The following is a 14,724-nucleotide window of genomic DNA, read 5'->3' on the forward strand; positions in this document are numbered from 1 at the left end:
AATCAGGAGAACCCCGTGACCCACAGCACTCGCATTCTGCTCGGCGTGAACATCGACCACGTTGCTACCCTGCGCCAGGCCCGGGGCACGCGCTATCCCGATCCGGTCAAGGCAGCGCTGGATGCTGAAGAAGCAGGCGCCGACGGCATTACCGTGCATTTGCGTGAGGACCGTCGGCACATTCAGGAGCGCGATGTGTTGCTGCTGAAAGACGTGCTGCAAACGCGCATGAACTTCGAGATGGGCGTCACCGAAGCGATGATGGCGTTCGCCGAGCGCATTCGGCCGGCGCACATCTGCCTGGTGCCGGAAACCCGTCAGGAACTGACCACCGAGGGCGGGCTGGACGTCGCCGGTCAGGAAGCGCGCATCAAGGCGGCGGTTGAGCGGTTGTCGGCCATCGGCAGCGAAGTCTCGTTGTTCATCGATGCCGATGAGCGACAGATAGCAGCGTCCGCCCGGGTTGGCGCGCCGGCCATCGAACTGCACACTGGCCGTTATGCCGATGCTGAAACCCCGGCGGCTGTGGCCGAAGAACTCAAGCGTATTGCCGATGGTGTCGCCTTCGGTTTGGCCCAGGGCCTGATCGTCAATGCCGGCCATGGTTTGCACTATCACAACGTTGAAGCCGTAGCGGCGATCAAGGGGATCAACGAGCTGAACATCGGCCACGCGCTGGTGGCCCATGCGCTTTTTGTCGGCTTCAAGTCGGCAGTGTCGGAGATGAAGGCGTTGATTCTGGCGGCGGCGGATTCTGCTCATGGCAAGTGATCTGAGGGAGTGACCTCGACCGCCTTCGCGAGCAAGCTCGCTCCCACTAGTACACTATTCGCTTAACTTTCGAGGGGCGCGCCGTTACGGCTTGCGCCCCACAATTACCGCACGCCGGGGCGCTGGCAGTCCTTCCACGGTTTTGCTGTGATCGGCCGGATCGAGGAAATCACTCAACGACTGAAAGCGCATCCAGTCGGTGCCACGTTGTTCTTCTACCGTGGTGGTGCTGACGTCAACGCAGCGCACATCGACGAAGCCCGCGCGGCGCAGCCACAGTTCCAGCGCCGGCACTGACGGCAGAAACCACACGTTGCGCATCTGCGAGTAGCGGTCTTCCGGCACCAGCACCTGATTCGCGTCGCCTTCCACCACCATGGTTTCCAGCACCAGTTCGCCGCCTTTCACCAGGCAGTCCTTCAGGGCCAGCAGGTGATCGATGGGCGACTTGCGGTGATAGAGCACGCCCATGGAAAACACCGTGTCGAAACCTTCCAGCCGCGCGGGCAGATCTTCCAGGGTGAACGGCAGATGCCACGCCGGCAGGTCCGGCAGGTAACGCTGCATGGCCTGGAACTGACAAAAGAACAGCCAGTTGGGGTCGACACCAATGACGCTGTCGGCACCGGCGCCCAGCATGCGCCACTGGTAATAGCCGTTGCCGCAGCCGACGTCCAAAACGCGCTTGCCTTTCAGATCAAGGTGCGGCGACACCCGCGACCATTTCCAGTCCGAGCGCCATTCGGTGTCGACGTGCACGCCGAACACATCAAAAGGGCCTTTGCGCCACGGCGACAAGCCCATCAGCGCGGCGCGGGTCTGCTCGCGGGTGGCGTCATCGCAGTCGGCGTCGAGGATAAAATCGTTCTTGAGCTCAATGCGGGTTGGCGTCAGATCAGGCAAGGCATTCAGCGCGCCTTGCCAGCGTTCCAGGTCGCCATGACCCTTTTCCATCTTCGCGTCGAGTTGCGCCTGCAGGCCTTGGGCCCAGGCATACAGTGGCGTGCCCGCCAGACGGCGGACCAGGGGAGCGAGATCAATCATGGCAGGGCAATCAACGAGGCGAAATTAAGGCACTGGAACCAGGGCACGACTTTGCTGAAACCGGCGGCAAGCAACCGTTCGCGGTGTTGCTCAAGGCTGTCGGGTTTCATCACGTTTTCGATCGCGCTGCGCTTCTGCGCGATCTCCAGCTCGCTGTAACCGTTGGCGCGCTTGAAGGCGACATGCAGATCGGTGAGCAGCGCCTGTTCTTCGGTGTCATCGAAGCGCAGCTTCTCCGACAGGATCAGCGCGCCGCCGGGCAGCAGCGACTGGCGAATGCGAGTCAACAGCGCGAGGCGTTGGTCGGGAGCGATGAATTGCAGGGTGAAGTTCAGCGCGACCACCGAGGCAGGCTGAAACTCGAGATTCAAGATATCCCCGTCGATGACTTCCACCGGCAGTAACTCCTGGTACATCGAGTCCTGGGCGTTGAGGTACTCCCGGCAGCGCTCGACCATCGCCGACGAGTTGTCGATGGCGATCACCCGGCAATCTTCGGTGCGCACATGCCGGCGCAACGCCTGAGTGACGGCGCCCAATGAGCTGCCCAGGTCATAGAGCACGCTATGGGGCTGGGCGAATTGCGCCGCGAGCACGCCGAGGTTTTCGACGATGGTCGGGTAGCCCGGCACCGAGCGCTTGATCATGTCCGGGAACACCCGCACCACGTCTTCGTTGAAGGCGAAGTCGGGCACCTGGGGCAGCGGCTGGGCGAATAGGCGGTCGGGTTCTGGGCTCACGGCGATTCCGGGGTACGAAGCGAAAAGTGCGGCATTTTAGCCAATTCCGTCCCTCGGCTGGAACCTCATCTCATCGCTGGTGTGCCGACCGTGCCCCCGCCGCTGAAAAAGCCGCGTCCGGTTACGGGGGAGCGGCCAGGACTCACGCGATGTAATCAGTACTTCCAGCTCACCGACGCGGTGAAGTTGCGTGGATCGCCGAAGTTGCTCTGGTTGTAGCGCAGGCTCTGTTGGTATTTCTCGTTGGTCAGGTTGTTGAGGTTGAGCTGGGTGCTCCAGTGCTGATCGATGTCGTAGCGGGTCATCAGGCCGATGAGCGCGTAGGCATCCTGGCGGGCCGCCGGCGAGTCGTCGTTCTGAGTCTTGCTCTGCCAGCTCAGGCTGCCGCCGACCTTGACCTTCGGTGCCATCGGCAACTGGTAGGTCATCGACGACGTCAAGGCGTGGCGCGGGATGAACTTGCGCGCACGGCTGTCGTTGTCGTCCGTGATGTAAACGTAAGTGTACCCGCCGTTGACTTGCAGGCCTGGCGCCACTTCGCCCGACGCCTCCAGCTCCACGCCGCTGCTGTCGTAGGACATCGCCTTGTACACGTAGCCGCCCAGGCTGGCGTCATAGGTCGAACTGCCCGGCACGTTGTCTTGCTTGGCATGGAACACCGCTGCGCTGACGTTGAGCTTCTTGTCCATCAACTGGCCCTTGATGCCTGCCTCGTAGCTTTTGCCTTCAAGGGGATCGAGCACTCGGCCTTGGGTGTCGAGGTAATACTGCGGATTGAAGACTTCGGTGTAACTGGCGTACAGCGCGTATTCGGGGGTCAGGTCGTAGACGATACCGGCATACGGCGTGACTTTGCCATGAATGCGCACCTCCCGCGCGGAGCCGTAGTTGTCGCCATTGCTGTCCGCGCTGAGCATGCGCGCGCCGGTGATCAGGTGCAGGTCGTCGGTCAGGCTGAAGCGCGCGCCGGCGTAAACGCTTTTCTGGCGATCGGTGTAGTTCGACGTCGCAGCGGGTAACGCGGCAGCGTAAGTCGGACGCGGCAGGTAGCCATGCAGCGCATCTTCAAGGGTCACAGGCGCGTAGTTGAGAGCGTCGTCGTACTGGGAGGATTCGCGGTTGCGCTGGCGCGCAGCGTTGGCCCCAAAGGTGAGTTGATGCTCGCGACCGCCGAGCATGAAGGGCCCGCTCAGCGAGTAATCGCCGCTGAGTTCGAGGTTTTTGTCTTTGTACTTTGAGCCCAGCCCGCTGTAACCGGTGGGAGAGGCAGCGGAACTCAACATGTAGAACATCTCGGTGTCTTCGCGGTGCTCGGCGCCGGCGACGGTCAGCTTCGACTTCCAGTCGTTGGCGAAGGTGTGCTCCCACTCGGCAAACGCACGTTGCGTGTGAACGTCCCAATGCACCCACGGCTGGGAAATATTGGAATGGGTGCTGCTGTAATGAATGGCGTTGCCATTGCCGTCGACCAACGGCAGTGAACCCCAGCTTGAGCCATTGGCGTTGGTTTTCTGGTCCTCGTAACCAAGGGTCAGCGTGTCGCTGTCGCTCAGGTCGAATGCCAGCAGACCGCTGAAGATGTTCTTCTCGCGGGCGTAACGATCAAGGTATGAGTTGCCGTTTTCGTTGGCGTAGATGACGCGCCCGCGGACGTTGCCCGAGTCGGTCAGGGGGCCGGAGACGTCGATGTCCACCCGGCGTTTGTCCCAGGAACCGGCGGTCACGTCGATCTTTGCCTGGGGATCGTAGGTCGGGCGTTTGCGGATGAAGTTGACCGTGGCCGAGGGGTTGCCGGCCCCGGACATCAAGCCGTTGGCGCCGTGTACGATATCGACCTGTTCGTAGGGCGCCAGGTCGATGTCGCCCACCAGCAATCCATTGGTCATCGGCATGGCCGTGCCGTCGTACTGGAAGTTGTTGATGTCGAAACCGCGCGCGGTGAAGTAGGTGCGGTCTGTTTCGACTTTCTGCACGTTGACGCCGGGGGTGCTGGTCAACACGTCGCGGATGCTGTTGAGCTTGAAGTCATCCATTTGCTCGCGCTTGATGTTGGTCACGCCCTGGGGCGTTTCCTGGTTGGTCAGGTCCAGCCGAGTGGTGGTGCTGCTGGGTTTGCCCTGGTAGCCCTGCGGGTTGCCGGTGTCGCCATAGGTGGCGGTTGAGGTCACGTCGGTGGCGGGCAGGCTGAGCGCTGTCTCTTCGGCATTCGCTGTGTTGAGCACGCTCAGGGCAATTAACGAAAGGGCCTTTGGGCAAAAGGGGATCGAGTGACGCATGGCGGGCAAAGCTCCGGCGAATGTTACAAATGATGATGGTTCTCAATTATCGGGAAGTTACAATTGAGAATCAATGTCATTTATTCCTTGCGTTAGTGTTGCTTGCAACGCTGGCCATGATCGCGTGCCCTTCACCCCGCAGCATTAAAGCTTTCCCCTCGGCAGTCGAAACACCTTAATTCGCAACCCATTTCATTACTGGCACAGGGAACCGTGGCATGCATGCGTTCAAGGCGTTGTACGAGTCCGTCGAGAGGCAGTTTTTCGATTCGTTGACCAAGAAGTTGTCGAGCCTGTTTCTGATGGTGGTGGTGAGCGCCGTGGTGTACTGGGTGGCCGTGAGCATCCGCGCCGACGTGCTGTTGCAGTTGCGCAGCGCACAGTTGCCGGCGGGGACGCTAAGCATGATCGAGGGCAAGCTCGATGTGCTGAGCAACGCCATTCTCGGCAGCACGCTGTTCACCCTGTGTCTGGTCAGCTTCATGGTCTGGTATTTCCGGCATCTGATCGTGCGGCCGGTCACCCAGATGACCCAGGCGCTGGAAGGCATTGCCAATGGCGAGGGCGACCTGTCCAAGGACTTGCCGCTGCTGACCCACGATGAAATCCGCGTGCTGGCAAGCACCTGCAACCGGTTTCTGGCCAAGCAGCGGGAGATCATCAGCAGCGTTCAGGCGTTGACCGTGAACATTGCCGTGGAGTCTGCGCGGTCGTTGAAAAACATCAGCGACTCCAGCGACAGCGCGACCCATCAGGCACGCTTCGCCAAGGAAGTCATGGAGCAGAGCAACGACGCAGTGGGGCGGATTGCCGAGGTGTCCCGGCAGACCCAAGGCATTTCCGGGACCACCGCGCAGAACCTCAGCATGGCCCGCGACTCTTACACCGAACTGCTGGAAGTGACCGGCAACATCAGTGAGATTTCCAGCAGCCTTAATGAGTTCGGCACGCTGGTTTCGGCGCTGAACCAACGTTCGTCGAGCATCAAATCCATTGTCGGATTGATTCAACAAATCTCCTCCCAGACCAATCTTCTGGCGCTCAACGCGGCGATCGAAGCGGCGCGTGCAGGGGAGAGCGGGCGTGGTTTCGCGGTGGTTGCCGATGAAGTCCGGACCCTGGCCCAGAACGTCAGCCGCGCCACTGAGGACATTTCCCAGAACATCGACGCCATGTTGCTGGAAGTCAGTTCGACCCACGAGCAAACCACGCAGATCAGCCACAGCGCCCGGGAGACGCAGAAAGTGGTCGAGCGCGCGTCAGGGCATTTCGAAAGCATGATCGGCGACTTCGAATCCACCCACACGAAGCTGGAGGACATTGCCTCGCACATCCAGCAGTTCGCCGACAGCAACACCGGCATCAACGACCGCGTGACGCAGATTCATGCGGACAGCCAGTCGATTGACCAGCGCATGCAGCATTCCGCAACCGCCACCCGCGATCTGTCGGGCGTGGCGGAAAAGGTCCAGGCGCTGCTGGGACGGTTTGTCCTCGGGCACGGCGCGCTGGACGCTGGCATTACCCGGGCCAGTCATTGCCGCGACCGGCTCCAGGTGCGTCTGGCCGCGCTGCAACGTGAGGGCGTCAACCTGTTCGATCAGAACTACAAACTGATTCCCGGTACCGACCCCAAGCAATACACGACCAGCTACACCGAACGCTTCGCGCAGATCTGTCAGGAAGAGTGCGACGCGCTCACTAAAGGCACGAGGGGCGGAAAGGTCACCTTCATCGTCGACAGCAAGGGTTACTGCCCGGTGAACAACAGTTGGGTGTCGAAAAACCGACGGGCGACCGGGCTATTGACCTGCCGGTGTGCCGGAATAAGCGTATGTTCGCCGACCCCATCGGCCTGCGCGCAGCCGCTAACCAACAGCGCTTCCTGCTGCAAACCTACCTGCGCGACACCGGCGAGATCATGACCGAGATCGACGTGCCGTTCTTCTTCGAAGGCCGCCATTGGGGCAACTTGCGCATGGGCTTCGATGCTGCGCAGTTACTGGCCGAATGACAGAGGCTCACGCCAGTGCTCAGCGACTGAATAGCCCTTCGCCGGCACGGACGTTCCTGCGGGGGCGGCCGTGTCGTCAGCAGGCGATCAGTTCACCGTAATGACGCAATCGAAAGTGCGTTCCGGCGCCACTTCCGGCGCCCAGGGCTGCTGGTAGACCATCATGAGGTGGCCCGAGCCCGGATTGGCCGCTCGGTAGCGCCAGACCGACTGACCGCCTTCACCCACCAGCCCGACATCTTTAGAGGCATTGAACACCTCAGGCCCTAGGCTGCTCAGGATGGACGGCGCAGGATTTTGCATCAGCCAGCGGTACCCGGTCGTGGGATTGCTGGGCAGCATCAGCATGAGGGTCTGGCCGGTTTTGAGGGTGAGGGGGCAGTCTTGCTGATCGTCCAGGGAGACGATCTGTTTTGGCGCCTGGGCGCAAGCGGCAAGCAAGCTGAAGCTGAGCGGGACGAGCAGGCGGGCAGGGGTCATGAAGGCTCCGGTCTTAGGCAACGTAAAGAGAGAATAACCGAAGATGGCAGAGCTGAAACCGGGAAGCTAAAACGGCTCCAAGCCCCGGGAGGAATCTGGAATCCGTAGGAGCCGGCTTGCTGGCGAACCGGGCGTGTCAGCCACTGCCTCAATGACTGACTAACAACGTTCGCCAGCAAGACGGCTCCTACAGGGTGTGCGCCTCGTCCTTGAGCGTTCCGTCGTCCTCCGAACAGCGTTTGTCCCCAGGCGTGCAGGAAGTGCTTAAAACAATATCTTCGCCACATCCGCAAAACGTTTGGCGAAGTGCGCGGTGATGCCCTCTTTCAGGTAATCCGGCAGTTCTTCGAAGTTGCCGCGGTTGGCTTCCGGCAGGATCAGCTCGTAAATCTTCTGCCGACGCGCCGCAATCACTTTCTCCCGCACGCCGCCGATGGGCAGTACGTGCCCGGTCAGGGTCAGTTCACCGGTCATCGCCACGCCTTTTTCGGCGCCTGGTTACGCGCCAGGGACAGCAGCGCGCTGGCCATGGTCACACCGGCACTTGGCCCGTCTTTCGGCGTCGCACCTTCAGGCACGTGAAGGTGAACGAAGGCTTCGTCGAAGAAGCTTTTATCGCCGCCGAACTTCGCCAGATTGGAGCTGACGTAGCTGTAGGCGATTTCGGCGGATTCTTTCATCACGTCGCCCAACTGGCCGGTAAGCTTGAAGCCGCGGTTGAGCGTATGAATGCGCGTCGCTTCGATGGGCAGCGTCGCGCCACCCATGCTGGTCCAGGCCAGACCGGTGATCACGCCGGTGCCCGACAGCACTTGTTCGTTGCGGAAGACCGCCATGCCCAGCGAGGCCTCCAGCTCTTTAGGGCCGATCTTGACCACGGTGTCCGGGTTGTCCAGCAGCTTGACGACGGCCTTGCGCACCAGTTTGCCCAGCTGTTTTTCCAGCTGCCGCACACCGGCTTCTCGCGCATACCCTTCAATGACCGCGCGCAATGCACTGTCGCTGATCATCAGGCTGTTTTTCGAGACGCCGGCCTTGGCCAGTTGCTTGGGCCACAGATGGCGCTTGGCGATGGCGAGCTTTTCTTCAGTGATATAGCCGGACAGGCGAATCACTTCCATCCGGTCCAGCAGCGGGCCGGGGATCGAATCCAAGGTGTTCGCGGTGCAGATGAACAGCACCTTCGAGAGATCAAGCCGCAGGTCCAGATAGTGGTCGAGGAATTCGACGTTCTGTTCCGGGTCCAGGGTTTCGAGCAGCGCCGAGGCAGGGTCGCCCTGGAAGCTCTGGCCCATCTTGTCGATTTCGTCGAGCATGATGACCGGGTTCATCACTTCCACGTCTTTCAGCGCCTGCACCAGCTTGCCCGGTTGGGCGCCGATGTAAGTGCGACGGTGACCCTTGATCTCGGCCTCGTCGCGCATGCCGCCGACGCTGAAACGATAGAACGGACGGCCCAGAGATTCTGCGATCGATTTGCCAACACTGGTTTTACCCACCCCGGCGGGCCGACCAGCAGCACGATGGAGCCGGAGATTTCGCCTTTGTAGGCGCCGACGGCGAGGAATTCGAGGATGCGGCTCTTGATATCGTCGAGGCCGGCGTGGTGCTGATCCAGCACTTTGCGCGCGTGTTTCAGGTCGAGCTTGTCATCACCATACGCGCCCCACGGCACTGAGCTTGCCCAGTCCAGATAGTTGCGAGTGACGGCGTATTCCGGCGAACCGGTTTCCAGCACCGACAGCTTGTTGATCTCTTCGTCGATGCGCTTGCGCGCCTGTGCCGGAAGGGTTTTGCCCACCAGACGTTCTTCGAACTGTTCGATGTCAGCGCTGCGATCATCCTTGGTCAACCCCAATTCCTGCTGGATAACCTTGAGCTGTTCCTTGAGGAAGAACTCACGCTGGTGTTCGCCGATCTTGCGGTTCACTTCGGCGGAGATCTCTTTCTGCAGGCGCGCGACTTCCACTTCCTTGCGCAGCATCGGCAGGACTTTTTCCATGCGCTTGAGCACGGGCACGCAATCGAGCACCTGCTGCAGCTCGACGCCAGTGGCGGAGGTCAGGGCGGCGGCGAAGTCGGTCAGCGGCGAAGGGTCGTTGGGGCTGAAGCGGTTGAGGTAGTTCTTCAACTCTTCGCTGTACAGCGGGTTGAGGGGCAGCAACTCCTTGATCGCATTGATCAGCGCCATGCCGTAGGCCTTGACCTCGTCGGTCGGCTCGTTGGGCTGGTGCGGGTATTCGACCTCCACCAGAAACGGCGGACGATGGTGCTTGAGCCAGGTCTTGATGCGCACGCGGCTCAGGCCCTGGGCGACGAACTGCAGCTTGCCGTTTTCGCGGCTGGCGTGGTGCACCTTGACCAGCGTGCCGTACTCGGGCAGTGCCTTGGTGTCGAAATGACGCGGGTCGTCGGGCGGGGTGTCCATGAAAAACAGCGCCAGCGAGTGGTGATCAGATTTGCTGACCAGCTCCAGCGTTTCGGCCCAGGGCTCTTCATTGACGATGACCGGCAGCACTTGCGCGGGGAAGAAAGGACGGTTGTGGATCGGGATGATGTACACCTGATCCGGCAGATTCTGGCCGGGCAGGGCGAGGCTCTTTCCGTCAGAACCGAGGATTTCGTGCTCGTGGTCGTCGTCGGGGTGCGGCTGGTTGGCGTCGGACTGCTGGTCGCTCATGGGGCACCTGCATAAATGGAGATGAGCCTTAGATGGGGCGGATGGCCTCAGGTTTCAATAGCGGCGGTCGATAGCAATAACGGAGGGGGCGTTTCAAAAACAGGTGCGGCGTTGCGCCAGCCCGTTGCCTCCCATCAGTAACGGCCAAGTGCTCTGCTGGACGCCCGGCTGAAATCGCTGACCACCGATCCGTGGGCTACGCTGAAAATCATTGCCAAGAAGGCTCTCTGCCGGCCTCGCGTTCTGGAACATCTGTCATGCGCCACGTTTTAATTTCATTGTTGCTGGTTGTAACCGTGCTGCAGGGCACCCTTGCCGGTGCGGCCAGCCTGACCGCCGAGTTCGTTGATGCCAAGGGCAATCCGCTCCCGGACGCGGTGCTCACTCTGCGCGGCGCCACTGCGCCCCCTGCCGTGTCGCTGAAAGCCGACATGGACCAGCGTGATGTGCAATTTGCCCCCACGTGCTAACGGTGCGCACCGGCACAGAGATCAGTTTTCCCAATAGCGATCACATTCGCCATCAGGTGTATTCATTCTCGACGCCCAAACGCTTCGAGCTGCGGCTGTATGGCGGCACGCCGTCGGACCCTGTGCTGTTCGACAAGTCGGGCGTGGTCGTGCTCGGCTGCAACGTGCACGACAACATGATCGGTTACGTGTACGTCACCGACGATGGCTGGTTCGGCGTGAGCAATGACAAGGGCTCCCTGAGCCTGGATCAAGTGCCCGCCGGTCACTACGCCGTCACCCTCTGGCACCCGGAAGCCCCCGACATGCTGCCGGTGTCCGGTGGCTACATCGATATTCCGGCCGGCGGCCTCAAACAGCGGTTCAGCATCGCTGTGCAGCCTGGCGGTGATGCCACCCCGCCGCACCGCCGTCCAGCGCGTTCGGCGATGCCTTCCATAAAGCGGCCCACGAATGAGGCTGCGCATCAGCTTTCAGGCGCGAATTGCCGGCGTGTTGATCATGCTGCTGCTGATCGTCGTCTTTGCGGTGTTTATCGCGGTGAAAGCCGCGACCCAGGACGCCGTGCGCAAACAGGCGCAAGCGCAGCTCGAGGTCGGCACCCGGGTGTTTGAAGGCTTGCTGGAAATGCGCGGCAAGCGGCTGCGCGACGCTGTGCAATTACTGTCCACCGATTTCGGCTTCCGGGATGCCGTGGCATCAACGGACTCGGCGACCATTCGTTCGGTGCTGCTCAACCACGGCGCCCGAATCAACGCCAATGACATGTTCCTGCTTGGCATGGACGGCACGGTCATGGCCAGTACTGTCGCGCCGATTCCCGAAGGCTCGCCGTTCCCGTACATCCAGGCGTTGCGTGAGCTCAAGGGCAAGAATCAGTCGATGCTGATCGTGCCGTTGCAAGGCCAGCCTCACTTGCTGGTGGAAAGCACCGTGCTCGCACCGCTGCCGATCGCCCGCGTGGTGATGGGTTTCAGCATGGACGGTGATCTGGCTCAGGAACTGCGCTCGTTGAGCGGTTTGCAGGTGTCGTTTCTGTCAATCGTGCAAAAGCAGCCGGGTCAGATGATCAGCACCCAGCCGGCGCCGTTGTTTGACAGCCTGCGCAGCGTGATGATGAATCCGCCCAGCGACGAGATGCAGATGACCGAGCATCAGAGCCAGAGTTTTCTGAGCAAAACCCTGCGGCTGGGGAGCATCAGCGGCGGCGACGGCGAGGTCGTGGCCCTGCTGCAAAGCCCGCTGGATCAGGCCATGCAGGCGTTCGCGCCGCTGGACAAGACGCTGTTCTGGATCACCGTCGTCGCCCTGGCCGGTTCGCTGGTCGGCGCGTTGTTGCTGGCGCGCAGCCTGTCGCGACCGGTGAGTGCCCTGGCCCAGGCGGCGCGGCGTATCGGCGAAGGTGATTACGCCACGCCCGTGGTGCTGGATCGCAGGGACGAACTGGGGCTGCTCGCCAGCGCCATCAATTCGATGCAGAGCGGGATCGCCGAGCGTGAGCTGCAACTGGCGCACAACGCCCTGCATGATCCGCTCACCGGTCTGCCCAATCGCGCGTTGGTCATGGAGCGCCTGGGCAGTGCGGTGGTTGCTCAGCGGCCAGTGGCCCTGCTTTATCTGGGCATCGATAACTTCCGCGCGATCAGCGCCAACGTCGGGCTCGAAGGCATTGAGCAACTGCTGCGAATCATCAGCGCGCAGCTTCAATTGCCGCTACGTCCCGGCGATACGGTGGCGCGGCTCTCCGATAACGAATTTCTGTTGCTGGTGCAAAACGCTGAAACCGACAGCGCCGTCGCGGTGGCTGACCGGCTGCAGGGTTTGCTGATCAAGCCGCAACGCATCGGCGAGCAGGACATTGCGATGGACGCCTGCATCGGCATTGCGGCCTACCCGGCCAACGGCGATTCGGCAACCGAGCTGCTCAGACGTGCGTCCATCGCCCGGCAGGATGCGGCGCAGTTGCCGGGACGTCTGCAGGTCTATGTGGACGGGCGGGATGTGGCTCACTTGCGCCAGATCAGCCTGATCCGCGACCTGCGTCTGGCGGCGCGCAACGGCGAACTTTCACTGCATTACCAGCCCAAACTGGACATTCGCAATGGCCGGGTCACCCAGGCTGAAGCCTTGCTGCGCTGGCAGCACCCGCAATTCGGCTCGGTATCGCCGGCTGAGTTCATCGTGCTCGCAGAACGCACCGGCAGCATTCAGATTCTCACCAACTGGGTGATCGAAGAGGCGCTGCGCCAATTGGCCGAATGGGCCCAGCGCGGTCTGATTCTGCAGGTCTCGGTGAATATCTCGGCGGACGACCTGTTGGACCGCAATCTGGCTGACCGCGTATCTGCGCTGCTCAAGCTGTACCGCGTGCCGGCCGAACAGCTGATTTTCGAGATCACCGAAAGCGCGATCATGCGCGAGCCCGAGCAATCGCTGAAAGTGCTCAATCGCCTGCGCGAATTCGGCATCAGCCTGTCGGTGGATGATTTCGGTACCGGTTATTCCTCGCTGGCGCACCTTAAGCGGCTACCGGTGCAGGAACTGAAGATCGATCAGTCCTTCGTGCGCGATCTGGATGAAACCAGTGAAGACGCCGTGATCGTGCGCTCGACCATTGAGATGAGCCACAACCTCGGTCTGAAGGTGGTCGCCGAGGGCGTCGAATACGACCATAGCCTGCGCTTGCTGGAGCGCTGGCACTGCGACACCGCCCAGGGCTACCTGATCAGCCGGCCGCTGAGTGCGAGCGCATTCGAAGCCTGGATCGCGCAGTCCCAGCTCCCCCACGCATGACGGTGCATTGATGGAACAACGATCTATGGCACGAAGCCTTTCGACGTATTTGAACCCCGTGGTCCTGGCAAGCGTGGTTGGAGCCTGCGCGACGTGGTTGGCGCCAGCGGCTGAAGCCGAACAGGGACGACTGATTGCCACGGGCGGCGCCAGCAGCATCGAAGGCGGCGCAGGCGGCGGGATCATTCCCTGGGCCATGCTGGCCGGGTATGACGAGCAAGGCGAGTGGGGCGGCAACGCGTTCGCCACCCACGTCGACTTGCCGGACTACACCCTGGATGTGGTTGGCGCTGCGGCTTCCTATGGTAATCGCGTCGAGATTTCCTACGCCCACCAGCGCTTCGATCTGGGCTCACTGGTCAGCAAGCTCAATCTTCCGGAAGACAACCTCACCCAGGACATTTTTGGCGTGAAGGTCCGCCTGTTCGGCGACCTGATCTACGATCAGTTGCCGCAGGTCTCGGCAGGTCTGGAATACAAACATCAGAACGATTTCCTCATCCCCAGCCTGGTGGGCGCCAAGCGGGATTCGGATGTCGAGGGCTATGTCACGGCGAGCCGTTTATTTATGGGCGCGGCCTTCGGTTACAACGTGGTGGTCAACGCCGGCCTGCGTTACAGCCGCGCTAATGAAACCGGATTGATGGGCTTCGGCGGCGACCGACGGGATACCCGCAGCGTGCTGAAAGAGGGCGGCGCAGCCATCTTGTTCAACCCGCACTGGGCGGTGGGCATGGACTACCGCGAGAAGCCCGATAACCTCTCATTCGCCGGAGAGAGCGACTGGGCGGATTTCTTCGTCGGCTGGTTCCCCAACAAGCATGTTTCCGTGGTGCTGGCCTACGCCCGGCTCGGTGAAATCGCCACGCTGGATAACCAGAACGGCACGTACCTTTCCGTGCAGGGGAGTTTCTGATGGGGCGGTCGTTGTGGCTGATCGTCGGGCTCAGTCTGTCGCTGCTGGTGGGTTGCGCCCAACAGCCCGCCAGGGATGACAGCCTTTATCAGGACCTGGGACAGCGCGCCGGGATTCAGAAAATCGTCGAAGGCATGCTGCTGCACATCGCGAAGGATGACCGCATCTATAAATACTTCGCCAAGGTCGACATCGTCCGGGTGCGCGACAAACTGGTGGAGAAGTTTTGCGTCGAGGCAGGCGGGCCGTGCACGTATACAGGTGACTCGCTGGAAGAAGTGCACAAGGGCATGAACCTCAGCCGCAGCGATTTCAATGCGCTGGTCGAGAACCTCATTGATGCGATGAACGAGCAGCACATTCCGGTCACGACGCAGAACCGCTTCATTGCCCGGCTGGCGCCCCAGCGTGGGGAGGTGATCGAGAAATAAGGGGGGTGTCTCTTGGCCCTGAGTTAACGGGGACAGATTGATTTACGGTGAAGCGTTGTAAATAAATCAGTCCCCTTTAGCGATCCTAAACCCCTTTTCAATGCGCAGA

The 14,724-nt window shown here is 61.2% G+C and carries 8 protein-coding genes and 3 pseudogenes; 6 read left to right on the top strand and 5 right to left on the bottom strand.

Going from position 1 to position 14,724, the window contains the following annotated elements; translation table 11 throughout:
* The first annotated feature begins 15 nt into the window (after positions 1-15).
* A complete protein-coding gene (gene pdxJ, locus JN403_RS10355; protein WP_205486906.1) occupies positions 16-771 on the top strand; it encodes a pyridoxine 5'-phosphate synthase in 756 nt (251 codons plus the stop codon).
* An 84-nt stretch (positions 772-855) separates the two neighbouring features.
* On the opposite strand, the gene cmoB is transcribed toward pdxJ, so the two are convergent.
* From cmoB to JN403_RS10370, 3 genes are all read right to left on the bottom strand, one after another.
* On the bottom strand, positions 856-1,815 hold the full coding sequence (cmoB, locus tag JN403_RS10360) for a tRNA 5-methoxyuridine(34)/uridine 5-oxyacetic acid(34) synthase CmoB (protein ID WP_122536065.1): 960 nt from the start codon (positions 1,813-1,815) through the stop codon (positions 856-858).
* Positions 1,812-2,555: a carboxy-S-adenosyl-L-methionine synthase CmoA gene (gene cmoA, locus JN403_RS10365; protein ID WP_122536066.1), complete on the bottom strand. Its 744-nt coding sequence runs from the start codon at positions 2,553-2,555 to the stop codon at positions 1,812-1,814. Before cmoA ends, cmoB begins: the two co-directional genes overlap by 4 nt.
* 155 nt (positions 2,556-2,710) lie before the next feature.
* Positions 2,711-4,831 carry a TonB-dependent siderophore receptor gene (locus tag JN403_RS10370; protein WP_205486907.1) on the bottom strand — a complete coding sequence of 707 codons (2,121 nt, stop codon included), beginning with the start codon at positions 4,829-4,831 and terminating at the stop codon, positions 2,711-2,713.
* A 218-nt stretch (positions 4,832-5,049) separates the two neighbouring features.
* On the opposite strand from JN403_RS10370, the pseudogene JN403_RS10375 reads away from it, so the two are divergent.
* A pseudogene (locus JN403_RS10375) lies at positions 5,050-6,845 on the top strand (methyl-accepting chemotaxis protein).
* An 87-nt stretch (positions 6,846-6,932) separates the two neighbouring features.
* Here JN403_RS10375 and JN403_RS10380 read toward each other — a convergent pair.
* Entirely contained in the window at positions 6,933-7,325 is a 393-nt protein-coding gene (locus tag JN403_RS10380) for a protease inhibitor I42 family protein (protein WP_122536069.1), read from the bottom strand.
* Positions 7,326-7,589: 264 nt separating this feature from the next.
* Positions 7,590-10,005: pseudogene (gene lon / locus JN403_RS10385) on the bottom strand (endopeptidase La).
* A gap of 257 nt (positions 10,006-10,262) precedes the next feature.
* Here lon and JN403_RS10390 point away from each other — a divergent pair.
* From JN403_RS10390 to JN403_RS10405, 4 genes and pseudogenes are all read left to right on the top strand, one after another.
* Positions 10,263-10,932, top strand: a pseudogene (locus JN403_RS10390) (methylamine utilization protein).
* Positions 10,929-13,268, top strand: coding sequence for a bifunctional diguanylate cyclase/phosphodiesterase (locus JN403_RS10395; protein WP_205486908.1), 2,340 nt, complete (start codon positions 10,929-10,931; stop codon positions 13,266-13,268). The pseudogene JN403_RS10390 and the gene JN403_RS10395 overlap by 4 nt, the downstream one beginning before the upstream one ends.
* Positions 13,269-13,293: 25 nt before the next feature.
* Positions 13,294-14,184, top strand: coding sequence for a DUF3034 family protein (locus JN403_RS10400; protein ID WP_205486909.1), 891 nt, complete (start codon positions 13,294-13,296; stop codon positions 14,182-14,184).
* A complete protein-coding gene (locus JN403_RS10405; RefSeq protein ID WP_205486910.1) occupies positions 14,184-14,615 on the top strand; it encodes a group 1 truncated hemoglobin in 432 nt (143 codons plus the stop codon). Before JN403_RS10400 ends, JN403_RS10405 begins: the two co-directional genes overlap by 1 nt.
* Positions 14,616-14,724 lie beyond the last annotated feature (109 nt).

It is taken from the genome of Pseudomonas sp. 15A4 (assembly GCF_016925575.1).
In the GTDB taxonomy this organism is placed as follows: Bacteria; Pseudomonadota; Gammaproteobacteria; order Pseudomonadales; family Pseudomonadaceae; genus Aquipseudomonas.

Excerpts from the sequence above, each read along its gene's own strand:
- JN403_RS10395 (WP_205486908.1), top strand. The coding sequence starts at position 10,929 with ATGAGGCTGCGCATCAGCTTTCAGGCGCGAATTGCCGGCGTGTTGATC.
- JN403_RS10400 (WP_205486909.1), top strand. The coding sequence starts at position 13,294 with ATGGCACGAAGCCTTTCGACGTATTTGAACCCCGTGGTCCTGGCAAGC.
- cmoB (WP_122536065.1), bottom strand. The coding sequence starts at position 1,815 with ATGATTGATCTCGCTCCCCTGGTCCGCCGTCTGGCGGGCACGCCACTG.
- JN403_RS10405 (WP_205486910.1), top strand. The coding sequence starts at position 14,184 with ATGGGGCGGTCGTTGTGGCTGATCGTCGGGCTCAGTCTGTCGCTGCTG.
- JN403_RS10380 (WP_122536069.1), bottom strand. The coding sequence starts at position 7,325 with ATGACCCCTGCCCGCCTGCTCGTCCCGCTCAGCTTCAGCTTGCTTGCC.
- JN403_RS10370 (WP_205486907.1), bottom strand. The coding sequence starts at position 4,831 with ATGCGTCACTCGATCCCCTTTTGCCCAAAGGCCCTTTCGTTAATTGCC.